Source organism: Pseudomonas sp. D3-10, assembly GCF_051132175.1.
Taxonomy (GTDB): domain Bacteria; phylum Pseudomonadota; class Gammaproteobacteria; order Pseudomonadales; family Pseudomonadaceae; genus Aquipseudomonas.
The window spans coordinates 1,948,336-1,971,617 of the sequence record NZ_CP071668.1; the positions used below are offsets into that span (position 1 = coordinate 1,948,336).

The following is a 23,282-nucleotide window of genomic DNA, read 5'->3' on the forward strand; positions in this document are numbered from 1 at the left end:
GTGCCATCTTTCACAGGAGTGGTATTGATGAACAGAGGCGCAACGTTGCTGTCGGTTATTTTGGGGTTGGGGTCGATGATTGCATCTCTTGCCCATGCGGAATGGATGAAGTCAGAAATCAAAGACGAAATGCGCGGCACAAGCACTATAGTCTTCAGCCAAACATCATCCCCTCTGGCTGGCGACGGACCTAGCGTTACTTTAATGGTTTTAGATGATAAAGATGGAAAGCCGGGTGTAGTGTTTAACTTGAATAGTGGTCGAACTGAGGGGTGCCCCGCCGCCGACAACTCCTTTTGTAACGTGAATGTCAAATTTGACGAGGGAAAAATCACCGAGGAGCTTTTCGCGACGACAGATGGCAAACAACTGATCCCATCACAGGTAGTGGCGTTCGCCGGGTCAGTTTCGATCGCAAAAAAATTGTTTATAGAAGTGGAGTTGCAGGGAGTTGGGACTCGTCAATACAAATTCATTGTCGGCGACCTTGATATCCCCGTAGATCGAACTCCTTCGGTAAAGCTGCTAGGGTACGAGTTGGGCCGCAAATATTCTGACGTTCCATCGCCGCTGAAAAAAGTTAAGGCGAACGGTCTAGACGTATGCTACGAAGGAGAGGGCCTTACTGGCTTATTCAGCGCGGAACCGGTAAATAAGGCAACCCTCTGTTTCTTTAATGGCATTTTCTACAGTGCGGTCATCATTCCCGGGACTAAGGCTAGTTATGTTTCTGGAGAAAAATATCTGACCAAAATTTTCGGAAAACCTGACCCTGAGGCCCTCTATCCTTCTTGGCCGAACAAAGGTGACAATCTCTTAAATAAAAATACTAAGCGTGCAGCTTATTTCACGTTCAGTCCGAATTCCTATTACGACCCTCTAGTAATCACCGATGAGATTGTTTCTCCGCTCGTGCCATAGTGCTAGGGCGTGTCTTTCTATGAAGGAGAGATGAAATTAGCCCTAATGCTCCGTTAGGTCGTCTTGTCTGCCTGCGCTAGCAGGCAGACTTCGATCAACCGAAGCCGATCCGGTGCCGCCGTCTAAGCTTTTTCGCATTTCAGACGCCCTTTGGTGGTAAATCTGTGTTGGTAGTGACGCACGGTGAGGGCTGCGTTAGCACTGGCTGTAAGACTCCTGTGAACATCAACGGACGCCGAGCTGCAGAAACCGGCTCAGGCGAGACCGCGTAATTCCGTGTGGCTCTAGGTGACCATATATTGTCTCGGCATCGTCCTGCGGAAGCGGCCTGAATGAACTTGACTCCACCATAAGGAGCGGCAGTTCAGGATATTCAAAGACTAAATGATGAGCATGGATGTATCACTCACCACGCAATAATAAAAAGCCGCCTTGGGCTGTTTTTTTCGTTCGGAGGAAAAATGTCGCAGTTGCTTGAGAAGATGCAAACGGTGATTGTGTCCAAGCAGTTAGCTGAAATCACTGGCAAGCGCGAGCACCGTATTACGACCGGAGCAGGCTGGCGCGATATCATCGGTTATTTCAAGCAGTTTGCTGGTTTCGAAAAATTTATGCTTGAGAGCAAGGATAAGGGCCTTCGTTTTGCCATTTTTAACGGCAATAGGAACATTGGAGAGGACGACCTCGGAAAGCCTACGGGGAGGGATGTCATCCGAATCGTTCCAGTTATTGAGGGTTCAAAGCGTGCCGGGGCACTACAAACCATAATCGGTGCCGTACTTATCGTGGTTGGCCTCGTCTACAGCCCGCTTCTGCCGGTCGGCATTGCCATGGTTGCCGGTGGGGTGATGCAAATGCTCAGTCCCCAGGCAAAAGGTCTGGGCACCCAAGACAGCCCAAACAACCGACCCAGTTACAGCTTCAACGGCCCGGTTAATACCAGCGTCCAAGGCAACCCTGTCCCGCTGCTGTATGGCCGCATGATCGTCGGCAGCGCCGTGATCAGCGCGGGTATTTACTCCGAAGACCAGATGTAACCGAAGCATCCATCACGAGGCCCGCCATTGAGCGGGCTTTTTTTTCGCCCAAAGGAAAGTCATGACCCAGCTAGCCATAGCCGGACGCAAGGGTGGTGAGTCGAAGCCGCGTCCTTCCGTTGAGGCTCCGGACAACCTGCAAAGCACCGCTTTCGCGCGAATTCTCGACCTGGTGAGTGAAGGTGAGATTCGAGGCTTGGTGAACGGCATGCAGTCCATTTTTCTTGATGAAACACCGCTGGCAAACCCGGATGGAACGCTGAACTTCAGCGGCGTCAGCCAAGAGGTGCGAACCGGCAGTCAAGATCAACTACACATCTCGGGCTTCCCCGCGGTGGAGAGCGAAATTGCCGTCGGTGTTGAGCTCCGCTCCGACCAGCCTTGGGTGCGCGCGGTAACCAATCTTCAACTCTCGGCAGTCCGGATCAGACTTTCCACTCCACGTCTTGCACGGACAAACACCACAAATGGCGACACCAACGGATACACGGTCCGATACAGGATTGAGCTGTCCACCGACGGCGGTCCCTTTGTGTCCGTGCTAGACGCGGCTTTCAGCGGAAAGACATCGACAAAATACGAACGATCACACCGCGTCGATCTTCCTAGCGCGACCAGCGGCTGGACCGTGCGCGTGATCCGTCTGACGGCCAATGCCACCAGCTCCGCGATATCAGACACCACCAACGTTGAGGCAATTACAGAGATCATCGACGCGAAGCTGAGATACCCAGGTTCGGCCATCGTCGGCCTGCAATTCGATGCGTCGCAGTTTCAATCGATTCCGACTCGCTCGTTCGATTTGTATGGCCGCATCATCAAGGTTCCAAGCAACTATGACCCAGAGACGCGCACCTACACGGGAGTCTGGGATGGCACCTTTAAAAGCGCCTGGACAGATAATCCTGCCTGGATTTTTTACGACTTACTGCTGCATTTCCGCTATGGGCTCGGCCATCTGCTGAACGCGGGGCAGGTGGATAAATGGGAGCTGTATCGGATCGGTCAGTATTGCGATCAGCCAATCCCCGACGGGAAGGGCGGCACCGAGCCGCGTTTCACCTGCAATCTGTACCTTTCGGTTCGCGCTGATGCGCTGCGCGTGCTCCAGGATCTGGCGACAGCGTTCCGTGGGATGGCGTACTGGGCTGCTGGTTCCGTCATGGCCGTGGCCGATATACCAGAGGATCCTGTTTATACCTACTCGAATGCCAACGTCATCGACGGGAAATTCAACTACGCCGGATCTGCCAAGAAGACGCGCTATACCGTTGCGCTGGTGAGCTGGAACGATCCTTCGGATTTTTATCGGCAGAAGGTTGAGTACGTAGACGACCAGCCCGGAATCGCTCGTTACGGCATCCAACAAACCGAAATCACAGCTACCGGATGCACGTCTCAGGCTCAGGCGCAGCGCGTTGGTAAATGGGCATTGCTTACTAACCGCCTGGAGACGGAGAGCGTCAGCTTCTCCGTTGGCTTGGATGGCACCTTGGCGCGGCCTGGTCAGATTATCCGCATCGCGGATAACGACAGGGCTGGACGCCGAATCGGTGGCCGGCTACGTTCTTCAACGCTCGACACTCTCGTGCTCGACGCGGATGTAACCGCCTTTCCGGGCGACACCATCACCCTGATTATGCCCAACGGTAAGGCTGTCTCTCGAGCCATCAAGTCCGTTGGCTATCCCCTGACTTGGGACAGCTCCGGCATCACGTGGGACAACGGCAACATCACTTTTGATACCACGGGTTTTCCGGCTGAGGTACAGCAAGTCGTGCTGTCGGAAAGCCTCGAGGCGTTGCCGCCGCTTCACTCCATGTGGGCAATCGACTCACCTGCCTTGGCGGTGCAACAGTTTCGCGTGATGTCCGTAGCGGAAGATTTTTCGGACACGGAAATCAAGTTCACCATCAATGCTGTACGGCACAACTCGAGCAAATACGGTGCAATCGACAACGGCAGCCGTATCGAGCGTCCGGCAATCAGCGTCGTTCCCCCGAGCGTTCAGAAGCCGCCAACGAACGTGACACTCACTAACGACCATTTCGTCGATCAGGGTAGCGCGATCAGCGTCATGACAATTACTTGGGGGAGGCCAGAAGCGGCAATCGCTTACGAGGTGTATTGGCGCAAGGACGAAGGTGATTGGATCTTTGCAGGCCGTACCGGGACGACATCGATTGACGTCAGTGGGATCTACGCCGGCAGGTACACGGCGAAGGTGCGAGCGATCAACGCGCTCGATATCGGCTCTGTTTTCGCAACCTCTGCGGAGACGGTGCTGAACGGAAAGACTACGCCGCCACCAGAAGTCTCCTCGTTCATTGCCGAGTCGATCGTGTTCGGTATCAAACTGAAGTGGGAGATTCCTCAGGGCGTAAACACTGCGGATCTGCAACGGACGGAGATTTGGTATAGCGAAACCAACCAGATCGTGGATGCCACCAAATTCGGTGACTACACCTACCCACAGACTGACTTGACCATCATGGGACTCGCTCCCGGAAAAACCTATTTCTTCTGGGCACGCCTGGTTGATCGAATTGGAAATATGGGCGCTTTCTTCGGCCCAGTCTTTGGACAGTCGTCGGCTGATGCCGGGCCAATCCTGGACTACCTGAACGATAAGATCACGGAAACCCAGCTCAGTAAGCACTTGCTTGAGAAAATCGATTCCGGCGGCGCCCAGGTAGAGATTGAGGCTCTCAAGAGCGAGCTTGCCGCGATGTACAGCATCAAGACCCAGCTTACTGTTGATGGGAAACCCTACCTTGCCGGGATCGGGGTTGGAGTAGAAAACGACGAAGGGATCATCACCAGCCAAGTCCTCATCGCAGCCAGCCGCTTTGCGATAGTCGATCCCAACGCTTCGGAGGTCTTTTATCCGTTCGTGGTGCAGAACAACACCGCTTACATCAAGGCAGCGTTTATTCAGGACGGATCGATCACCAATGCAAAGATTGGAGACACCATTCAATCAACCAATTATGTCCCTGGGGTGTCGGGTTGGAGGCTCAGCAAGACGGGGGGAATTGAGTTCAATGGAGCGGTCTCGGGTGGAGGCAAGCTCACGATCAATAACCAAGTTGTTCAGGTCTTCGATCAGGCAGGGCAGCTTCGAGTGCGTCTGGGGATCTGGTGATGCCAGCAGGATTAGAGGTTTACAACGCTGACGGCTCGGTGTCCTTCACAACCGACACGGTCACGGGGCGATACCTAGGATCGTTTTTCACCGGAACGGCAAATGGTTCTGTTTTTGTGCCTGGGTTTGCAGGGGGAAGCCCATGGTTTTTCTCTGCAAAAGGGGTAGGTGGAGGTGACACCACGGTTGTTTGCGTGCCATTCATCACCATTAATGGGACCACCATTTCGTGGAGCTTTTCCGACTTCAGGGGGCAGGGCACCACTGCGAATGCCCCTAGGGTCGGGTGCCAGGTTTTCTATGGAGTTAGGTAGATGCCAATAGGGCTTCAGGTATTCAGGGACACCAACACCCTTCAGATCGATTCAGATGTCCTGACGGTTTCGTTTTTGGGCAAATTCACTATATATGGTTGGACCCGTGGCTCGACCATTTATAGGGCTGCTTTAAGCCTGCCCAAGGCAACCAAGTTTGTCCTCTTCGGTGAGACGGCGGCTTCATCGTCCATTGCAGTTAGGAGCGTTGTTCTTACTGCCAGCAGCGCTGATTACGAGTTCTGGTCGAATACTGCCGACAGCGTCGTGTGCTACTGCTTTGGCGATGCTCCTGTTGTCCCGTCGCGTTGTGGCTTGCAGCTTTTTGACTCGGCAGGAAACCTCACCTTCGACTCGAACAACAAAATCCTCAGGATTTCCGCAGTGTATGAAACCAGTTCGGACACGCAGTCGTTCTCATTGCCGGTCGTGATTGGCCGTACCTACGCCTGTGGGATCAGCAACTATGACACGCGATATCGCCAGAATCAGGTAGGACAAAATCTCGCGTTCATGGTGATGATTCGGTCGGTCAGGGTGTCAGGTGGAACTGTCACGTCGGGGCTTCTAGCGAATCAAGGGCCGCCGACAACCAGCCCGCCTGCCAATTCACCGATTGGGCCAATGCCCGTGATTATGGTCGCAGACGTTACCGGCTTCTAACTCGTTCATCTCGCTCAACCCAATTCCAAGCCCGCCGAGAGCGGGATTTTTTTTGCCTGGAGAAATGTAAATGACTACAACAGAAAAGGATCGCGACATCCTCGCGCGCACGCTGTGGGCCGAAGCCCGCGGGGAGGGGCTGGCCGGCCAGGTTGCCGTGGGCTGCGTAATCCGCAATCGCGTGAATGATCGCAAGGACCGCTCCTGGTGGGGAGAGGGCTATGCAGGGGTTTGCCTTAAACCCTACCAGTTCAGTTGCTGGAACAAGAACGACCCGAACTATCCCTATTTGAGCGGAGCCAAGCCAATCCCGCCGAAGCAGTTCGCCCAGGCACAGCGGGCGGCGGATCTGGTGATCTCCGGCGCGGAGCCTGATATCACCAATGGCGCGACCCACTATTACGCGACCACGTTGCCGAATCCTCCGATCTGGGCCAAGGACGCCACCCAGACTTTCCGCCTCCGGCACCACATCTTTTTCAAGGATGTGCCATGAGTCCCGCCACGCTGAAGTTGTTGGTCCTGGGCGCGCTGGCGTTGCTGCTGTTCTCCGTAGGAGCGGGGTTCGGTGGGTGGCTGGCTGCTGCCCACTATAGGCCACTGCTGGACGCATCCAACAAAGACCTATCCCGGGCCACTCTGGCCCGTGACAACCTAGAATCGTTGGCCGGCGAGCAAGGCCGGAAGCTGGGTGAGCTTGTTCTGGCGGCTGAGTTGCGGGAGCGGAATGCCGCATTGGCGCAGGATAAGGCCAGGGAAGAGGCCCAGCCAGACTACGCGGTAGCCAATCGCCTCCTGCAGGAGCGAACCGGCGGCGCCCAGTGCACCGCGGCTGAATCCATCATCGATCGGGAGCTTGGCTTATGAAGGCGATGCTGCTGATTGGTGTGCTGGCGCTGGCGGGATGCGCCGGTCGTGAGCCTGAGATTCGAACGGTCCGGGTGGAGATTCCCGTGCAGGTGCCATGCAAGACCGAGGAGGTGGCGGCACCGCTCTGGGCAGCTGATGGGCTTAAGAAGTCCGACTCGCTCGAGGTGAAAGTCCGGGCGCTGCTGGCTGAGCGCCGGCAGCGCATGGGCTATGAGCGGGAGCTTGTCGCAGCAGTTTTAGCGTGTCGGTAACGGGTTAATATCACTGACGACTAGGTGGGACCTATTCGGCAGGTAGGTTTGTTAAGTGTTCCTCCGTCATAGGTGAGCTTCTGCACAGCACCGCGTGTACTTTGTGGGCAAGCATTCCCTCGATAAAGCGGCTGTGAAGGTCGTACTTAGCAGCTTGAGCACCTACAACGCTGCTGTGGTATCCCATTTGGCGTACGTACCTAGTAGTGCAGTCGATCTCAATCATGGTGTAGGAGGTAAAGTAAGAGCCTACGCGGCGAATAACTGCCTGGACGGTAGGCCCGGTCTCAATAGAGGAAATGATGGAGTACTCTGAATCATCATCATACGACCATTTGTAATCCAGCTGCATACCTGCAGCTGAAGGGAACGTTAGGCAAGAAGTTAAAAAAAAAGTGGCGATTCTCATTTTGATCTTCCTTGAAATAGGCTGCAGGCCATCAGGCCTTTTGTAGCGTAGTCGCTGCTAGAGCCAAGGTTGATCGATTGGGTGTTATGGCGACGAGTGTCAGATGGGTAAACCAGCGACAGGGCGAGCTAGCTCGGCCCCCTTGGTTGCGCGCGTTGCCGATAACGTGGCTAACCTTGAGCCACTCGAAGGCTTCGGCCGGTTCGCCCTTGTGCAGCACAATCTGCTCCGCGCCCTCCTGCGGCGTAGCTGAGTCAAGCCACCACGGGCGGTTTCTGCGGGATCACGACGGGGTGCCGGTCATGAATGTCGACATGCCGCGGCGCCGTCGGCAGGATTCATGGAGGAACAAGAGCCCAACTTGACCGAGCGCATGCTCAACGAATTATCTCCATTACCGACGATGGAGACGGAGCAATAATGAAGCTTGCTGCTTGACAGGCATATTTGAAAGAGCTCACGCAATATGATCAATGACGTAGAGAATTATCCAGTGCCATTTTGGCATCAGCCGTGATTGCATCTGCCTCGCGCTGACTGATGATGTCGCAGTGAACGTAACCGTTGAGCATCATGATCAACTGGTGATAGTGGAACAGCGCGGATCCGTGACCGATCAAAATGCTGTGGATTTCCGCCTCCGCATATCGCAGGACTTTTTGTTGCAAACGCTGTTCAGTCTTCAAGGTTATCTCCTTTTAGGTCCCCCTCGATGGACCGGTAATGGGATCCACGCTTTGGTTACCGACGGACGGTAGCCTACAGCTTGCTGCCCTACCGGAGCTAAGGCCGAATTCCCATAGCCTATCCCATAAATTGGAACGTTGCCGTGATGCTAGGCTCAACAACGTGATGATGTTTGGGAGGTAAGGACGATGGCTGAGCTGGATAAGGAGCAGGCGTTGAGTGCATGGAGAGAGCTCCTCAGGCGGCCGGATAGCCGTCCCGATGCTGAAAAACAGTACCATCTTCTCCTCCGAATTGCTGAACGAATATAGGCAGAAGGGGATAATCGATAACGCAGAATGGCGCAGGCTTGTTGAGAAAGTTCTAGCGTTGTACGCCCGGTCCATCAAGGATGAATCGAACGAGTGTTAGCAACCAAAAACAGAAACCCGCCTAGTGGCGGGCTTTGTATTGCGGTGGGGTGGTGATGCTCAATTGATTGCCAATATTTCCCAGTGGTTGTGCTCTGTGGGTTTTCAAGCCCTGTCGGGCTAGCTGAATGTCCCCAAAGATATGCGTAGCGAGGTTTTTCAATCCGGCTTCCCCTCGATAGTCACTTCTCACCAGACCCACCACTGCAAATGATTCCCCGGTTTCACCTGTTACCGTAAGAGAGGCAGTACCGTCACCCCATAAAACACATTTGACCATGCTACCTGGTAGCAAGCGTCCCAAGGCATCCTCTATTTCAGCCCTACTTAGTCTATCCATGGCGCAGCCTCGGGTTCGTAGGGTCCAGAGGATAAGCCAGAAAAACAGTTAGTAATATGGTGGCGCCGTGCCTCTCTGGGGTCAGCCGGTGCCGCCGGGAATCCGCCCGATCATCGGCCAGCGGTCGTGTATGAATGCATATTCCGGAGGAGGGGAAGTGGTGACTATGTACACGCGCCGAGCATCGCCTTCACCTAATATTAGGCATTCAAGCCCAAAGCCCTCGTTCATATCGAACCAGTGCGACACGCGATCCGCATCTTTCTCCATGTATCGCTGCACAAGTCCCAGCGCTCGCTGCGGGTGATACTTTTCCCATCCCCCTCGTTCCACCGTCTCTAGTTTTGCCCACCCACCTGATGGGCCTGTGCCTTTCTCCTCTCGACGGCGCCCCCATCGCACCCAGCCAAGATCCGTCCCGTCCTGCAGTACCACGGGAATTGCTGCCTTGGGGTTCGGGAAATACACCCTGACCCGTTCATACGCTCTGTTTTTGTCCGCTGCCTCAACTCCGCCGCACATCTTGCACCCCGGGTTCGCTGGTTATTTCCAGTGGACCTCGACGCTCCAAGGGAAGTTTACCTGGGCATTTCAGTCTTTCGACGAACCCTAAGCCGTTGCAAGATAGGCAATCGTCGCGCTCGCCAAACCGATCCAAGCACGATGAACACAGGACGAACCTTGCCAGTTCCGCAAACGGCCTAAGCTGTTCCATTAGCACTAAATTTCGATTTTCGCGCGCGGTTTGCAGGGCATCGACAAGCCACCGGTAGACGTCTGGATCTTCAACGGGCGTATAGACAACTCCTAAGATCATTCTGGCTGTCTCAACCAAGTCAAACTGGCGACCATGATCCAAGGTAAGGAAAAACCTCTCAATCACGCCCGTGGTTGGCGCCGCGCTGTAAATCAGCTTCAACTCTCCAGCTTGGCGATACACATTTCCGTCGTAGGGGCGGATGCAGCCGCCCTCGCTTTTTTCCGAAAAGGTTGATTGATGAATCGTGCCAAGGTTCGAGGAGCCGTCTCGCGCGACGACGTCGTATTGAGACGCGCCGTGATACAGGACCGTCGTCGATTGCAGCTCTTCAACTGCGAGCCAGTATGCGGAGTTCGCTAGTTCATCCATGCCAAACTGTTCGTCTCGATCAATCAACCGCTCCTCGGCCAGCCTTGCGCTTGCAAAAAGCAGGCTGGACCGATACGCCTCGGGGTTCTGTGACCAGAAGTCGTGATCGCCGAGCGTATCGCGCCATTGCTTGATTCTCAGCGCTTTGGCTTGTTCAAGATTCGTGGGAGGTCGCTTGCCTGGTTCTGTATGTGCACAGCATCCAAGGCAAGGCAATACTTACGAGGGCTAGGCGACGAGCTGCGTCGACGGCAGCTTTCGGCCAAGAGCGGACGCTCGGTGTGCGTTTATCAACGCAACGATCATCTACCAAACGCTTCAAAAAAGGCGTCGTTGTAGACCGTCGCCTATCGCAACGTAATTAGTCCGTTACTTCTAGATAAACGTGCCGTTTCTTACCGAGACTGACATGCCACCGCGATTGGGTGGCGTCCAAAACCTCATCGCCAGACTGGAGTGCTTTTCCTTCCAGCCTCAGACCTCCGCCTTTAGCCAAACGCCTTACGGCGCTCAGCGAAGGCGCCAAACCACACTGCGCTAGCGCTGTGGCTATAGTAAGGCCTTGACTCAGCTTCGACCGCTCAATAGTGAATACAGGCAGGTCAGTTGCCTGCTTGCCACCTGCGAATAGGGACTGAGCGGCGGCATTGGCTTGTGCAGCAGCCTCTACGCCGTGGGCAAGCCCGGTAACGTGGTTTGCCAGAACAATCTTTGCTGCGTTGAGCGCGGCGCCTTCGACGCTGGAAAGGCGATCTACCTCGTCGAGCGGCAATTCCGTAAAGAGGGCAAGAAAACGGCGGACATCGCGGTCGTCGCAGTTGCGCCAGAACTGCCAGAAGTCAAAAGGCGACAGACGATTGCCATCAAGCCAAACGGCACCGTTCAACGATTTACCCATTTTCTTGCCGTCGGCTGTCGCGAGCAGCGGCATGGTCAATCCGAAAAGCTCACGCCCGTCACGACGGCGGCCCAGCTCTACACCGTTGATGATATTGGCCCACTGATCAGCGCCGCCCAACTGTACGGTGCAGTCGTAACGCTTGGCCAGTTCAGTGAAGTCATGCGCTTGGAGCAGTGTGTAACCGAACTCTAGAAAGGACAGCGAATTTTCGCGATCCAGTCGCTGACGCACGGCGTCAAAGGTCAACAAACGGTTGATCGAAAAGTAGCGTCCGACGTCATTCAAGAACTTCAAATAGCCGATTTTATCCAGCCATTCGGCGTTGTCCACGACCTCACCTGCTGACTCTCCCAAGGTGAGGTAGCGCCCAAATGTACGGGTGATGCCGGCAATATTTTCATCGATTTGCTCGTTCGTGAGCACGGGCCGGCTTTCATCCCGAAAGCTTGGGTCGCCGATACGTGTGGTGGCACCACCAATCAGCAGGATCGGGCGGTGCCCTGCCTTTTGCAGCCAGCGCATGAGCATCAGACCCTGGAGATGGCCAACGTGCAGGCTGTCTGCCGTAGCATCGAAGCCCAGATAAACTGTGCGCGAGCCGGTGGCCAAGTGCGCGCGAAGTCCTTCGAGGTCGGTGGACTGATGGATGAATCCCCGGCTGGAGAGTGTCGCGATGAGATCAGTATTAGGAGTCATCATGTGTATCCGAAACAAGCGCAATGCCCATTAAGCACTGCGCGAAAAAAAGGCATAAAGCCAAACACGCACGCCACCAGGCGCAGCGCCGTTCAACTTAAGCCTACGCAGGCGCAACGCCCTGAACCAACGGTATGCCAGTGAGGCTGATCAGTTGCCGTAACGCATCGAGACGGCGTGAATAGGCCGCATCGTTCCCATAAATAAGCTCGACGTGAAGACTGTCGATCAACGCCAGGTAGGCCTCGGCAAGCAAATCGGCATACTGAGACGTGATCGCCGGAGACGTCAGTTCAAGGGAGGCCTGAAAACGCTCTCGAACGGCCACAAGGTAATGTTCGAAACCTGATTTCACGTCCCGCTCAATTGGTGCAGGAGGGTAAAAAGCCGCCCGCAACAAAAAGCGCAATGCGCTGCTTTCGGCGTATCTGAGTTGAAGGTTAATGACGTAACGCTCACCGGGCATTCGGCCGGCTTGCTCTGCTGAGAACTGGGCCTCGACATAGTCTCGTTCGCTTTGCAGCGCGAGATTGAGCACAGCGGTGTACAGCTCATCCTTGCCTGTGAAGTGTGCGTACAGCGAGGCCTTCTTGATGCCGGCGCTGCCGGCAATATCGTTCAGTGACGCCGCGTCGTAACCGCGATCTGCAAAGTGCAGCAAGGCAAGCTGAACGATTCGCTCAGCCGCCGGAGTTAGGTTTCTCGTAGTCATCAGTTGCTTCCTTCAATGGCTAGCTAGGCTGAATGTTGCGTCGCCGTTCTTAGGAAGGCTCACCCACGTCAGCAAGCAAACCAGCAGCGCGCTGAGAGTCAGTAGCGCTGTCCAGGCGATGACCCCGTGATCCAGCACTATTGCTGAAATTGGCGTAGCGCTCGAGGAAACAGACAGTTGGAAGGCCCCCAGCAGCGCAGCCGTTGAACCCAATGCACGCTCTTGAGAGGCCATGACGAGCGACATCAATGTCGACTCTGCAATGCCCAACCCGAACAACGCTACTGCCATACCTGCCGCAATCCCGGGTAGCCCGACCTGCGTTGTTGTGGCCACTAATGTAGCGAACGCGCCTAGTACTATGCAGCCCACGCCGATCCACGTCAGGCGGTTGAGGCCCAATGTTGTGATGAGTCTACCGGCGATCATCGCGCCACCCAGAATGGCAAACCCTGTTACACCAAACATGATGCCGAAGGCTTGCGGCGTTAATCCGTAAAACTTTTGGTACACCAACGTTGCCCCACCAATGTAGGCGAAAAGGAAAAAAAACACCGCAGCGACTGCCAGCGTTGGTAGCAAAAAGCGACGGTCGCTGCCGATCGTTAGGTAAGTACGGCACGCAGCACCCAGGCGCAGAGGCTCACGGTTGTTAACTGCCAATGTCTCCGGGAGATTCAGCCAGCTGCTGATCAGCACTGCAACGCCTAAGATTGCGAGCGTGAGCATCACTGCCCTCCAGCCAAAGTATGAGTCAATAAACCCACCCAATGCCGGTGCCAGAATTGGGGCCAGGCCTTCAATGGTCATTAACAGAGCGAACAGCTTAGTGGCCGTCGCTCCTCGGCTAACATCCCGGACAGTACTCATGATCACGACAAGCGTCATTGCGCTTCCCAAGCCTTGCACGAAGCGGAAACCGATCAATGCTGACAGGGTCGGCGCCCACGCTGAGCCCAAGGAACACAAGATAAACACCACCAAACCAATCAAGAGCGGTTGGCGGCGCCCATATGCGTCCACGAGCGGCCCGAACAATAGCTGCCCTGCACCCATGGCTAGCAGGAAAAACGTCAAGGTGAGTTGAACGCTTGCGAAGCTGGTGTCGTAATCTCGGGCGATTTCAGGAAGGCTTGAAAGGTACATGTCGACTGCGGAAGGGCCCAAGGCTCCGATCACGCCTAACCCGATAGCCAACTTCACGGGGACTCGTTCTTGCTGCAGGGCGTCCATCTCTCAACCTCTCCGAATTTGCTGCCTACCGGTCGGTAGGAATGTGACATTCTAGGTATTGTCTAGGCGCGGGTCAACTTTGTTGATGAGCTTCAGACGTAAGTGGCAGGCGACTGGCATACGGCGGGCAGACTGGGCGTGCCGCTAGAGAAATTCCCTGGCGCAGAGCTACGCAAAGCCAAACTGAGCAAATTTATTCTCTATTCTGAACGACCGCACCTGGCCGTGAGCGACCGCTTACGAACGTCCGCTTTTGGTCGACTGCTGCCTCTTGAGGGGCAGGAAACGACCCAAAGAAGCTATTCCCACATCACCTTGTGATTGGTGGCTTTCCCCTGGTGGATGCGCGTAATTTCTTCGGAGTTCAGTCAGAAATTGACGGTCCACACTTCTGCTATGGTCGTGACCATACCGTTTCAAAGAGATGACCGAATGTCATTCGTAGACAGGTTTGTCGCTGAAATATTGTCTCTACAGATTGCGCTGTACTACTCGCGTGCTCGATTGGAAGCAGGGACTGATAGCGAGGCGTTGCACGACCTTAGGATAGCCGTGAGGCGAATCCGAAGCTTGCTCCGGCCGATGCGCTCTCTGAGCGAAGTCGCGGCGACTGAATAATGCTGCAGCGGACGTGGGGAGGCTTACCACACCCGCTCGCGATCTTGAGGTAATGATTGAAGAATTGGAGGAAAGAAGCTTTCTTGATCAGGCTCAGCTCAGAAAAGCACGCTTGGCAACAGGCTACTCCAATATATTGGGGAGCCCAGCCCTCAAGAATCTATATACTCAATTGGATGAATGGCCTTTCGCCTTCCGCTCAGTTGAAGTTAAAGGCGGCTTAAAACACCTACAGCCCCAAATTGAAAAATCGCTTAAAAAGCAGATTGACCGTTTGCATGCTGCGCTGGACGACCCTGGACTTGATCGCCGCGAGTTGCGCATTCTGGTAAAGAGGACTCGCTATCTCACAGAAGCGTTTCCCAAACTGTCACCGCTCTCGCGTAAAGCGGCGAGTTCTCTGAAGGCCCTGCAGTTGGCTTTGGGTGCCTGGCATGACCATTTTTAATGGTACCAGAAAGTCTTGACGGAATCTGACCTGCGGCCACTTGAAAAGGTTTGGCAGCACTACGCAGTTACAGCGCTTGAAAAAGCGGAGACCCAATTATTGGACCTGGCGCAGTTGCTGCCACAATTACCTGGCAAAAAAACTGCCCCAAGTGGCACCCAAAAAAAGCATACGTTTAGTAGATTAAGTATCACCGCCGGAAGGCTACACAGATGCTGAGAATCTTTGGTCAGAGCATCTGCCCCGTATAAGGCTCTGACTAAATACGGGGCTCGGTCTTCCAACATGGCAGCTCTGAAGCCGATCTAATCACTAACGGTCCGGCTAAGCACTCAGACGTGCCGTCACTTCATTCAACTGCCCTGATAACTCGTGAAGGTTCCGGCTTGCCGCTTCGGTGCGCTGCATGTTGTTCAGGTTGGTACTGGCAATCGTGGTGATTTCAGTGAGGTTGCGCGAGATGTCTTCCGCCACCGAGGTTTGCTCTTCGGCAGCGGTGGCAATCTGGCGGTTCATGTCGCGAATGGCTTCAACAGCATGGGTGATGCGCTCCAGCATCGCTCCGGCCTCATTCACTTGCGCGACACTTTCTTCACTGCGCGACTGGCCACTTTCAATGGCCTGAGCCGCGTCCACCGCGCCGGTTTGCACCGTTTGGATGATTTGGTTGATTTCGATGATCGACGCCGCCGTACGCTGGGCTAGGTTTCGCACTTCGTCGGCCACGACCGCAAAACCGCGTCCGGCTTCACCGGCACGGGCCGCTTCGATCGCCGCGTTAAGCGCCAGCAAATTAGTCTGCTCGGCGATGCCGCGAATCACTTCCAGCACCTTGCCTATGCGGCCACTATCGGTTTCCAGGCGACGGATGACCGTGGCTGTGTTGGCGATCTCGCCACGCATTTGGGTGATGGTGTGAATGGTGCCCCGCATGACTTTTTCGCCCTGCTGCGCGGATTGGTCGGCATCATTGGCGGCGCGTGCGGCATCGGCTGCGTGACGAGCCACTTCCTGGGCGGTGGCGGACATTTCGTTCATCGCCGTAGCCACCTGATCGGTACGGTTGAACTGCTCGTTAGTGCCGCTGGCCATGAGACCGGCGATGGCGTTTAACTCGCCACTTGCGCCGTCCAGATCCTTGGCGCTGCGCTGCAAGCGGTTGAAGGTTTCGGCGAGAAAGTCGCGCAAAGTGTTGGCGGCTATGGCTAGTTTGCCCAACTCGTCTTCACGGCTGCTGGCCACGCGTTCGGCAAATTTCCCTTGGCTCAGTTGCGCCACGTAGTCGATCAGCTTGCGGATGGGGTCAACCAAGTTGTGGTTGATCAGCCAAAGGCTCAACAGGCCGATCAACAGACCCGAGGCGAGCATCACGATAATCCCGAGCATCACCGTGCGATTTGCAGCGGCGCTGATCAGTGTAGATTGCTCGGTGCCCTGCTTGCGCAGTTCGCCAACAAGTTCGCTCATCTGATCGCTGGTGGTACGGTCAACGCCTTTGACGGCGGCGTCGCCTGCAGCGGGGTCTGCACCCGCGGCGATATAGGCATCGCGACCTTTCTGGTAAGCGCTGCCCAACTGACGGTGTTCGTCACGCAGGCGTTCGATGCGGGTCTTGAGTTGGCCATCCAGTCCTTTCTGGTTAGCCAGTTCACCAAGAATCCCCTGTACGTCGCGCTGACGGTCTTCGAATTGCTTCCAATATTTATCCAGGTCTGCCGGCTGCTTGCCCCGTAGTAATACGTTTTTCCATTCCTGAACCTGCACCTTGAATTGCAGGTTGGCCTCGTCGATCAATTGCGAAGTGTGTAGCGGACCTTCGATCAAGTTGGCGTAGTTTTGCACGCCGTTGGACAGGAAATGAAAGCATGCTAAAGCAATCAGCAACATCGCCAACAGGCTGCCGCTCAGCAGCGCGAGGATTTGAGTTCTCAGGGATTTTTGCAGCATCGGATGATACTCATGACAGGAATGAAGTACGCCTGGTTAGGCGTAAAAGACGTCCAAACATCCCTGTCTGCGGTTCCGGTTCGTGGCCGGAGCCGCGCAAACTAACATCTGCGTCATCGGCGTGCCAGAGCGGTTCTTGAGGGGAGTCTGACCGCTGGTGCCTTGTAAATTCTCGGTTATCGTCCTCCCTATGATTTCCGTTGGTTTGGAGATCAGATGAATGACAGCTTTTGGCCGGGAGCTGCCTGTCGCCTCCGCGATCAATGAGCGACTCTGTAGGGGCAGGGCTGCGTCCTTGAACTTAACGATACAATCCCTTCCAACCAGACAAGTCTGTTCCTGTATTACTTTCGGGAAAGCAGCCAATGCCATGGCACCATTGTCCTATCGTCCTTGAACGTGGACAGCTAAGCTGCAGTACAGCAGGACAGCGCGGAGATAAACCGAGCGGGGCTAGGAGGCGCGGTCAAGTTGCGGGAGGGTGCAGCTTAATTGAGCGGAAAGGCGACAGTGAATGAAGTGCCGTCCTTCTCATCGGAGCTGATCGATACCCGGCCGCCATGTGCCTTGGCGATTTCCCGGACTATAAACAACCCAAGACCGACGCTGCGTACGCCATCTTCGGGGTCCGCGCCTCGGATCATCGGCTCGAATAATCGGGTCATCAGTGATGGCGCAATTGGAACACCATAGTTTTTGACCGATACATGGGCAGTGTCATCATCCACAGTTGAAGTAATCGTGATCGGCCGCTCCAGGTCACCATAGGTCACGCTGTTCCCAATAAGGTTACCGAGGAGTTGGTGTACTCGGTCCGCGTCAAGCTGCGCAGAGCCTGTCCCATTTGCGTGGTGAACAAGTTTGGCGTTGGGAAACGCAACGCGCAGTTCCTCGACGCATCGGCGGATAAGATCATGAAAATCCACGGCACGAGGAGAGACGATGATTCCTTGTCCGACCCGGGCCAGGGCCAAATCCAACAGGTCCGCGATTAAGCGTTCTGCACGGTTAGCTGACTGCGTTATGTAGCCGAGTATCTTGATTTTCTTAGGGAGGCTCTCGCCGCGTGCGAGCGCGTCTGTGCCCATTTTGATTGCTGTCAGTGGATTTTTCAGGTCGTGGCTTACTATTGCGACCATTTGCTCGGCAAATGATGCACGTTGCTGGGCTTTCTCGAAAGCCCTGCTCAGTTCCGCTTGAGCCAGACGGAGCTCCGTTTCGGCAGCCGTTTTCTGCTGCAGTAGCTCTTCGGCGAGCTTCCGGGCTTTAATTAACTCCCTTTCGTACTTGTCTCGATCATATAATGTGAAGAGCGCAAGTTCGTGCTCTACACCGTTGGTCCCGTCGCGCCTGATCCCGTTCACGAGCATCGTGACTTTGCTCCGATCACGATGCAGCAGGTCGAGTTTCACCTCGGCGACAGAGCCTTGCAACTTCATCAGTGGCGCCCAGTGCGTCTGATGAAAGATGCGCCCGCCCATTGTGAGCAGATCTTGAAAGCGCTTGTTCCGAAGCTCTTGTGCGCTGAAACCGATACAGTGCCTGAACGTAAGGTTGGAGCGCAGTATGGCCCCGTCCTCTGTCGTCACTACCAGCCCGCATGGCGCCTCTTCATAGAGTCTTAGCGGGTCGAGCAGTGGAGGCTTACCGTGCATTTAACCCTTTCCAAGGCTGTACAAAGCTACCCATGGCATCAGCGCAGGCGCCCGGCGCGCTCATGTGAGGGCAATGACCCACATTATCCACTAGGACGAGCGTGCTGTTGGGCATGCTGTCGCGTAAATAATCGCCGACGACAACGGGAGCGATCAGGTCGTCGGTAGACTGAAGGATCAGGGTCGGCGTAGCCAAGCCAGCAACGTCTCCTCTGTTGTCCGACATGAAGGTCACTCTTGCGAAGTGCTTGGCGATCTCAGGGTCGGTACGGCAGAAGCTATTGGTTAGCTCAGCGCCCAGCTCGGGCTGCCCAGGCGCACCCATGATGACCGGTGCCATATTGCTAGACCAGCCGAGGTAGTTGTCATCTAGAGTGTCGAGGAGTGATTGGATGTCTTCGAGCGTGAACCCACCCACATAATTGTCGGAGTCGATATAGCATGGAGATGGGCCCACCATGATATGAGCAGCGATGCGACCGGGTACTTGCCGGTCAGCTAAGACGTCAATCATCGCGCTTACGGAATGGCCTACCAGAATCACTGGCCCGATGGCGAACTGGTCAATGATTTCGTTAAGGTCTAAGGCGTATCCGTCCAGCGAGTTGTACTTTGTCCGGTCATACGCGCTGATGTCTGACCGGCCGGCGCCGACGAGGTCGTACACGACGATCCTGAAATGGTCCACGAAATGGCCTATGAGATAACGCCACATGGTTTGGTCGCAGCCGAAACCATGGGAAAAAATCAGCGTGGCTGGACCTTCGCCCATCACGTTCAGGTTGTTGCGATGTTTAAGATCCATGTGCATTTCCAGACAAGGTAATGACCAAGTCCCTCGGAGTGTATATAGGCAGGGTCGATAGGTCATTTATTAAGTTCATCGAGCACTCGTCCGCGAAGGGCTATTGATATAGACGCTGGCCTTTGTGGTACGGGTTTGGCCACGGGGTCGGGTGTAGATTATCGCGGCGGCTGTACGTACCCCAGCGACCTGGGTAATTTTCTACCGCACCGATAGCTTGTTCCTCCAACACGATCAAAGGCGCTGGCAGATAACCTGTTTGGGCGGTTGTACCAGCAGGACGCTCGCACCGTAGCCCGATAGCGTCAGATTCGCTCGCGGGAGTGGCCCAGACCAAGGATGTTTAGCTTGTAGGGGCGCCCCGGAAACCAGCGTATGAAACCGATACCAGGAATGAATAGTCAACACGACTCACTCCTATTGTTTCCCTGCGACCAGTCTCCTACTAAAATCTAGAATGAGACCCGCAGCTCGCAGGCTGGGGATCCGGAGCACACCATGTGTGACTAGGCGTCAACGTTGATAACTTGCTTGAAGAGCTGATGTCATGCGCTTTCGGTTTCCAAGAGTTTCCCGAAGCGCTCAGGAGTACGACATGCTAATCTTGATGAGCACACGCTCGATACGTTTCCTCGCGCCGTCTATTCGTGCGACAGCGACGGCTGGATCCTCAGATACATCACGGAGGTGCCTCGGCTGTGGCGCAGTGTGCTCGGACTCAGGCGTAATGGAGATCGTGACCGCGGCTCGTATAGCTGCTCTTGCCGGAAGGGGCGCCGCTCCCGGCTGACGAAGACCCGGTGGCAACGGTGCTCTAAACTGCGTTGAATCTAGGCATGTTGGCAGTAAATTTATAGGTCCAGACGACACGCGGCTGGTGGCTATGGTTAATATGCGCGCATTCGAAGATAGGCATGGCAAAATACAAGAAGTGATCGATTATTTGCAGGACGCCTCCGCGCTTCATGCCGTGACGGAGGAGCTGGTGTGTAAAGACACCGATTCGAAAGATTCCTTCAACAACGGTACGGTATGCCTGCACGGCGTCAGCTGTGACGGTGTAATTCTGGGTGAAGTTTTTGAATTAACGCGGCATGGATTGGGGTTGCGTTTGATGACGCGCTGTATAGAGCGTCGTCAGGACAAAAGGATTGAGCTCCCGTTTCTTGCTGCAGGGATGGTTAGCCGCATCTCATTCCCTATCGGAGCGAACTACCTGTGAACGCTTTAAATGGAATCAGGGTGCTCGTTGTCGAGGACGAGGGCGCAGTCGCCATGTTGATCGAGGATATGTTGGAGGACTTCGGATGCGTGGTCGTTGCGTCCGTTGCCCAACTCGGGAAGGCGTGCGACGTCGCTCGCTCGATTGAGGTGGATTTGGCGATGCTGGATGTAAACCTGGCCGGCCAGTTAGTCTTCCCTGTCGCCGAGATTTTACGCGACCGCGAAATTCCCTTCCTCTTTAGTTCGGGATACGGTCGCGCCGCACTCCAGGGCGAGTTTGCCTTGCGGCCCGTATTGCAAAAGCCGTTTTCGCAAGAAGAACTGAAGGAAAGAATTGCTGTTGCGCTGGCATTGACACAGGGAAAATCTATGAGAGCTAGTTGCGCTGAGCCTCGATAGTCCAATACTTCTGCTTTTCCTCAATGCTGCCTGTTTCATGAAGCTGGCCGCAGAGCAAACGCTTGACAAAAAAACCAGCTCTGGCGCATATCTTCGTTGAATCAATGCTGTTCCTCAGCTGCTTATGGCTGAAAGCGTATTGCCTTGAGCCAGGAATTCTGCTCATAGGTCTGAAGGCGTGCAGGCGATATCTGGTAGCCGCTAGCGAGCGCAATGTGACAGAGGACAATCTTCGTGCGAAACGGCCTCGGTTGGCCGATTGTGTTGAAAAAGTCGCCTATGGTTTGCGCATCAGGAAAGTACGCTTCCGAGATTGATTTTTTATTTTTGGCAGATGCTCCAGGACTCGGATTTCACGCAGCAGCGAAAAAAGGCTTTTTTCCCCTGAGCAGCAGCTTGGGCAGACCGACTATTCCAACAAAATCGGCCGAAAGCGATCATTCAGGCGTCATTAGAACCGCGAGCGCCATTTTGATGAACTCCTCGTTCATTTCGATCGTGTCTAGAGCTCCCCGTACGTTGTCGGCAACTTCAACTGAGCCGCGCGCCTCCACCCAGTTGGACAGTTCAAGAATGGCTGCCTCCAGGGCAAGCTGATTTTCATTTATTTTGTGTAGCAGCGAAGGGATTAGGTCGTGATTTGGCATCGGCAGCTCCTGGCTCATGGGTCAGTTTAGCAGCGCGTGGGGATGGGGGCCAGTTGGACCATGGGAGGAAAATACTGTAGGAATATACAACGCTAACTTATTGATTTTAAAGGGGTCTATAGCCGTTTTTGGCTGTGCATTAGACAAAGGTTTTTCTTTTTAAATCAATAGGTTAGTATGGAAGTACGGTCACCTTGACATGGTGGGGGTCGTTGGTTCGAGTCCAATCGCGCCTACCAAACAAAATCCGCTCTGCTGGGCGGTCTAGAAGGGCTCACCGAAAGGTGGGCCCTTTTTTGTTGTCTGTTGCGGCTGGGTTTGTTTTCTTTCCAATCAGCGAACTTCGAATACATAGGGATATGGTCATGCGAGTAGTCACTCTCGTAACGCTTTTTGGTGTCGGACTTGCGGGTTGTTCTGGAATTCCTTCAGTTCCATACGAAGAGCCTGCTCAATCCGAGGCAATTGCGCGTATTCGTGTCATCACCAACTCCGATGTGTACGGCGATAGCATCGTTGGCAGTTGTGCTCCTGCTACCCGGCACAAGATGGCTCAAGCCGGACGTTTCGGGCGTGACGGGACGGCGAACATCAACTATCCGCAGTACCTTCTTAATTCGGCAAGCATTGGCATGCCGAAACGAGTTTCGCCTACTCTTGCCCAGTACATCCCTGCCATTCGGATGGGCGAAGGGGCATACAAAGAGGTCGTAGCCGAGTATCGCGTCAGGACTGACCTTCCATTTCAACTTGCGACCCTGGGCGCGACCATAGGTGGCAATGGCAGCACTTACTGGTCCTGCGGTGGCCAGGCACTCGTTTATAAGCTGGAGCCAGGGAAGGATTACGAGGCTTTGGTTGGGGTGGGCACCAGGCCAAACAAAGATGGCGAGCAAGCGCTTCTCTGCGTGTTAGCGGTTCTCGAAGTTACCACTTTGCCTGGAACCTCAATTGTGATTCCCCGAAAGTTGGAGCCTGCAGCGCCTCCGCAGGTGGTTTGCAAAAACTGACGAGCTCAGCCGGCTGCCGAAATCCCCCTAGGAAAAAAGACGAAAAAGGGGACAGATTTACTTTCGCTGCGCTGTGAGTTCCGTCAAATGGATTCGCTTGGTTGGATCAGGAGCCGGCTAGAAGATAAACTCGGCCCATGTCCCGCTTTTCCTATCAAATGGTTTTCGCGTGCTCGCGGATGATTAATCTGCCTTCACCGTAAAAGGGGCTGAATCCGCTGATGTCTTTACCATCCACGAACCCGACTGTCTGAACGAACTCGCCGATGCATAGGTATCTTCCATAAACTGGAAATAAATCATCTTGCCGTCACGTACCTTGGCATGGATGGAAAACGGCGATGTGAATACGTGTCCCACTGCCACGGATCGGTAGGTGAACTTGCCGAAAACCGCAACATCCTCACCGGATGCCATTTTAGTGCTGATGGTGAAGTCTTCAATCTTCCAATAATCCGATACCTGCATGAATAAGGAACTAAAGGCTTTCGGGCCCTTGTTAGTTCCGGTCCAGGGCATGATTTTTTTTAATTCTGGATTGTCGAAGTTGAGAGAAACGTAAGTTGCGTCCGGAGCTGCCAGCTTCGCTGCAGCGGCTTCAACCTTATCGGGCGCGGTATTGGCCAGAAATTCCATGACTACCGATAGCGCAGCAGCAGCCTTCGCTTCGCTAGTGGACGGTGCCGCCACAGCGTTAGCAGTCGAAGCGTCAGGTGACAAATTGGTCTCAGACATGGTCATGTGCGTTCTCCGTTTTTAACTATTGTTTGCAGTACGTTGGGGGGACGGGGCGAATCAGGACTGGCTCTTG

At 54.7% G+C, this 23,282-nt stretch carries 23 protein-coding genes and 1 pseudogene; 12 read left to right on the forward strand and 12 right to left on the reverse strand.

What is annotated here, in order from left to right; genetic code table 11:
* Positions 1-27 precede the first annotated feature (27 nt).
* From J3P90_RS08740 to J3P90_RS08770, 7 genes are all read left to right on the forward strand, one after another.
* Positions 28-921 carry a hypothetical protein gene (locus J3P90_RS08740; RefSeq protein ID WP_434676144.1) on the forward strand — a complete coding sequence of 298 codons (894 nt, stop codon included), beginning with the start codon at positions 28-30 and terminating at the stop codon, positions 919-921.
* A 461-nt stretch (positions 922-1,382) separates the two neighbouring features.
* Entirely contained in the window at positions 1,383-1,958 is a 576-nt protein-coding gene (locus J3P90_RS08745; RefSeq protein WP_420765737.1) for a tail assembly protein, read from the forward strand.
* A 61-nt stretch (positions 1,959-2,019) separates the two neighbouring features.
* Entirely contained in the window at positions 2,020-5,103 is a 3,084-nt protein-coding gene (locus tag J3P90_RS08750) for a host specificity protein J (RefSeq protein ID WP_434676145.1), read from the forward strand.
* Positions 5,104-5,417: 314 nt separating this feature from the next.
* Positions 5,418-6,080 (forward strand): hypothetical protein, encoded by a 663-nt coding sequence (locus J3P90_RS08755; RefSeq protein WP_420765739.1) that lies wholly within the window; start codon positions 5,418-5,420, stop codon positions 6,078-6,080.
* Between the two features lie 70 nt (positions 6,081-6,150).
* Positions 6,151-6,576, forward strand: a complete 426-nt coding sequence (locus tag J3P90_RS08760; protein WP_420765740.1) for a cell wall hydrolase — start codon at positions 6,151-6,153, stop codon at positions 6,574-6,576.
* Positions 6,573-6,947 (forward strand): hypothetical protein, encoded by a 375-nt coding sequence (locus J3P90_RS08765; protein WP_434606769.1) that lies wholly within the window; start codon positions 6,573-6,575, stop codon positions 6,945-6,947. The genes J3P90_RS08760 and J3P90_RS08765 overlap by 4 nt, the downstream gene beginning before the upstream one ends.
* Positions 6,944-7,201: a hypothetical protein gene (locus tag J3P90_RS08770; protein ID WP_434606767.1), complete on the forward strand. Its 258-nt coding sequence runs from the start codon at positions 6,944-6,946 to the stop codon at positions 7,199-7,201. The genes J3P90_RS08765 and J3P90_RS08770 overlap by 4 nt, the downstream gene beginning before the upstream one ends.
* 31 nt (positions 7,202-7,232) lie before the next feature.
* On the opposite strand, the gene J3P90_RS08775 is transcribed toward J3P90_RS08770, so the two are convergent.
* The 6 genes from J3P90_RS08775 to J3P90_RS08800 all read right to left on the reverse strand — a co-directional run bounded on the left by J3P90_RS08775 (position 7,233) and on the right by J3P90_RS08800 (position 13,718).
* On the reverse strand, positions 7,233-7,610 hold the full coding sequence (locus J3P90_RS08775; protein ID WP_434606764.1) for a hypothetical protein: 378 nt from the start codon (positions 7,608-7,610) through the stop codon (positions 7,233-7,235).
* A gap of 470 nt (positions 7,611-8,080) precedes the next feature.
* The gene (locus tag J3P90_RS08780) at positions 8,081-8,296 is read right to left on the reverse strand and encodes a hypothetical protein (RefSeq protein WP_434606762.1); all 216 of its coding nucleotides are present in this window, start codon (positions 8,294-8,296) and stop codon (positions 8,081-8,083) included.
* Between the two features lie 1,256 nt (positions 8,297-9,552).
* On the reverse strand, positions 9,553-10,176 hold the full coding sequence (locus tag J3P90_RS08785; RefSeq protein WP_434606760.1) for a hypothetical protein: 624 nt from the start codon (positions 10,174-10,176) through the stop codon (positions 9,553-9,555).
* A 361-nt stretch (positions 10,177-10,537) separates the two neighbouring features.
* Positions 10,538-11,782 (reverse strand): tyrosine--tRNA ligase, encoded by a 1,245-nt coding sequence (gene tyrS / locus J3P90_RS08790; RefSeq protein WP_434676553.1) that lies wholly within the window; start codon positions 11,780-11,782, stop codon positions 10,538-10,540.
* Between the two features lie 94 nt (positions 11,783-11,876).
* Entirely contained in the window at positions 11,877-12,485 is a 609-nt protein-coding gene (locus tag J3P90_RS08795; RefSeq protein ID WP_434606757.1) for a TetR/AcrR family transcriptional regulator, read from the reverse strand.
* Positions 12,486-12,497: 12 nt separating this feature from the next.
* Complete coding sequence (locus J3P90_RS08800) at positions 12,498-13,718, reverse strand: multidrug effflux MFS transporter (RefSeq protein ID WP_434606754.1); 1,221 nt, start codon at positions 13,716-13,718, stop codon at positions 12,498-12,500.
* 432 nt (positions 13,719-14,150) lie between these two features.
* Between J3P90_RS08800 and J3P90_RS08805 the strand changes: the two genes are divergently transcribed.
* Positions 14,151-14,336: a CHAD domain-containing protein gene (locus tag J3P90_RS08805; protein WP_434635527.1), complete on the forward strand. Its 186-nt coding sequence runs from the start codon at positions 14,151-14,153 to the stop codon at positions 14,334-14,336.
* Between the two features lie 13 nt (positions 14,337-14,349).
* Positions 14,350-14,784: a CHAD domain-containing protein gene (locus J3P90_RS08810; protein ID WP_434606750.1), complete on the forward strand. Its 435-nt coding sequence runs from the start codon at positions 14,350-14,352 to the stop codon at positions 14,782-14,784.
* A 324-nt stretch (positions 14,785-15,108) separates the two neighbouring features.
* On the opposite strand, the gene J3P90_RS08815 is transcribed toward J3P90_RS08810, so the two are convergent.
* The 4 genes and pseudogenes from J3P90_RS08815 to J3P90_RS08830 all read right to left on the reverse strand — a co-directional run bounded on the left by J3P90_RS08815 (position 15,109) and on the right by J3P90_RS08830 (position 19,191).
* Complete coding sequence (locus J3P90_RS08815; protein ID WP_434635637.1) at positions 15,109-15,876, reverse strand: methyl-accepting chemotaxis protein; 768 nt, start codon at positions 15,874-15,876, stop codon at positions 15,109-15,111.
* 165 nt (positions 15,877-16,041) lie between these two features.
* Positions 16,042-16,731, reverse strand: a pseudogene (locus J3P90_RS08820) (methyl-accepting chemotaxis protein); the annotation flags it as partial.
* A 488-nt stretch (positions 16,732-17,219) separates the two neighbouring features.
* Positions 17,220-18,386: an ATP-binding protein gene (locus J3P90_RS08825; protein WP_434606748.1), complete on the reverse strand. Its 1,167-nt coding sequence runs from the start codon at positions 18,384-18,386 to the stop codon at positions 17,220-17,222.
* Positions 18,376-19,191 (reverse strand): alpha/beta fold hydrolase, encoded by an 816-nt coding sequence (locus J3P90_RS08830; protein WP_420765751.1) that lies wholly within the window; start codon positions 19,189-19,191, stop codon positions 18,376-18,378. The genes J3P90_RS08825 and J3P90_RS08830 overlap by 11 nt, the downstream gene beginning before the upstream one ends.
* An 892-nt stretch (positions 19,192-20,083) precedes the next feature.
* On the opposite strand from J3P90_RS08830, the gene J3P90_RS08835 reads away from it, so the two are divergent.
* Both J3P90_RS08835 and J3P90_RS08840 read left to right on the forward strand, forming a co-directional pair.
* Entirely contained in the window at positions 20,084-20,413 is a 330-nt protein-coding gene (locus J3P90_RS08835) for a hypothetical protein (protein WP_420765752.1), read from the forward strand.
* On the forward strand, positions 20,410-20,814 hold the full coding sequence (locus J3P90_RS08840; RefSeq protein WP_434606746.1) for a response regulator: 405 nt from the start codon (positions 20,410-20,412) through the stop codon (positions 20,812-20,814). The genes J3P90_RS08835 and J3P90_RS08840 overlap by 4 nt, the downstream gene beginning before the upstream one ends.
* Positions 20,815-21,251: 437 nt before the next feature.
* Here J3P90_RS08840 and J3P90_RS08845 read toward each other — a convergent pair whose 3' ends face one another.
* Complete coding sequence (locus J3P90_RS08845; protein ID WP_434606744.1) at positions 21,252-21,461, reverse strand: hypothetical protein; 210 nt, start codon at positions 21,459-21,461, stop codon at positions 21,252-21,254.
* A 365-nt stretch (positions 21,462-21,826) separates the two neighbouring features.
* Here J3P90_RS08845 and J3P90_RS08850 point away from each other — a divergent pair, with 365 nt between their 5' ends.
* Positions 21,827-22,471: a hypothetical protein gene (locus tag J3P90_RS08850; protein ID WP_434676146.1), complete on the forward strand. Its 645-nt coding sequence runs from the start codon at positions 21,827-21,829 to the stop codon at positions 22,469-22,471.
* 183 nt (positions 22,472-22,654) lie between these two features.
* Here J3P90_RS08850 and J3P90_RS08855 read toward each other — a convergent pair whose 3' ends face one another.
* Entirely contained in the window at positions 22,655-23,212 is a 558-nt protein-coding gene (locus J3P90_RS08855; RefSeq protein WP_434559753.1) for a nuclear transport factor 2 family protein, read from the reverse strand.
* Positions 23,213-23,282: the final 70 nt, after the last annotated feature.

What these genes read in the sequence shown, in the direction of transcription:
- J3P90_RS08740 (WP_434676144.1), top strand. Translation starts at nt 28, where the DNA reads ATGAACAGAGGCGCAACGTTGCTGTCGGTTATTTTGGGGTTGGGGTCG.
- J3P90_RS08745 (WP_420765737.1), top strand. Translation starts at nt 1,383, where the DNA reads ATGTCGCAGTTGCTTGAGAAGATGCAAACGGTGATTGTGTCCAAGCAG.
- J3P90_RS08750 (WP_434676145.1), top strand. Translation starts at nt 2,020, where the DNA reads ATGACCCAGCTAGCCATAGCCGGACGCAAGGGTGGTGAGTCGAAGCCG.
- J3P90_RS08755 (WP_420765739.1), top strand. Translation starts at nt 5,418, where the DNA reads ATGCCAATAGGGCTTCAGGTATTCAGGGACACCAACACCCTTCAGATC.
- J3P90_RS08760 (WP_420765740.1), top strand. Translation starts at nt 6,151, where the DNA reads ATGACTACAACAGAAAAGGATCGCGACATCCTCGCGCGCACGCTGTGG.
- J3P90_RS08765 (WP_434606769.1), top strand. Translation starts at nt 6,573, where the DNA reads ATGAGTCCCGCCACGCTGAAGTTGTTGGTCCTGGGCGCGCTGGCGTTG.
- J3P90_RS08770 (WP_434606767.1), top strand. Translation starts at nt 6,944, where the DNA reads ATGAAGGCGATGCTGCTGATTGGTGTGCTGGCGCTGGCGGGATGCGCC.
- J3P90_RS08775 (WP_434606764.1), bottom strand. Translation starts at nt 7,610, where the DNA reads ATGAGAATCGCCACTTTTTTTTTAACTTCTTGCCTAACGTTCCCTTCA.
- J3P90_RS08785 (WP_434606760.1), bottom strand. Translation starts at nt 10,176, where the DNA reads ATGGATGAACTAGCGAACTCCGCATACTGGCTCGCAGTTGAAGAGCTG.
- J3P90_RS08795 (WP_434606757.1), bottom strand. Translation starts at nt 12,485, where the DNA reads ATGACTACGAGAAACCTAACTCCGGCGGCTGAGCGAATCGTTCAGCTT.
- J3P90_RS08800 (WP_434606754.1), bottom strand. Translation starts at nt 13,718, where the DNA reads ATGGACGCCCTGCAGCAAGAACGAGTCCCCGTGAAGTTGGCTATCGGG.
- J3P90_RS08805 (WP_434635527.1), top strand. Translation starts at nt 14,151, where the DNA reads ATGTCATTCGTAGACAGGTTTGTCGCTGAAATATTGTCTCTACAGATT.
- J3P90_RS08815 (WP_434635637.1), bottom strand. Translation starts at nt 15,876, where the DNA reads ATGGCCAGCGGCACTAACGAGCAGTTCAACCGTACCGATCAGGTGGCT.
- J3P90_RS08825 (WP_434606748.1), bottom strand. Translation starts at nt 18,386, where the DNA reads ATGCACGGTAAGCCTCCACTGCTCGACCCGCTAAGACTCTATGAAGAG.
- J3P90_RS08830 (WP_420765751.1), bottom strand. Translation starts at nt 19,191, where the DNA reads ATGGATCTTAAACATCGCAACAACCTGAACGTGATGGGCGAAGGTCCA.
- J3P90_RS08835 (WP_420765752.1), top strand. Translation starts at nt 20,084, where the DNA reads ATGCGCGCATTCGAAGATAGGCATGGCAAAATACAAGAAGTGATCGAT.
- J3P90_RS08845 (WP_434606744.1), bottom strand. Translation starts at nt 21,461, where the DNA reads ATGCCAAATCACGACCTAATCCCTTCGCTGCTACACAAAATAAATGAA.
- J3P90_RS08850 (WP_434676146.1), top strand. Translation starts at nt 21,827, where the DNA reads ATGCGAGTAGTCACTCTCGTAACGCTTTTTGGTGTCGGACTTGCGGGT.
- J3P90_RS08855 (WP_434559753.1), bottom strand. Translation starts at nt 23,212, where the DNA reads ATGACCATGTCTGAGACCAATTTGTCACCTGACGCTTCGACTGCTAAC.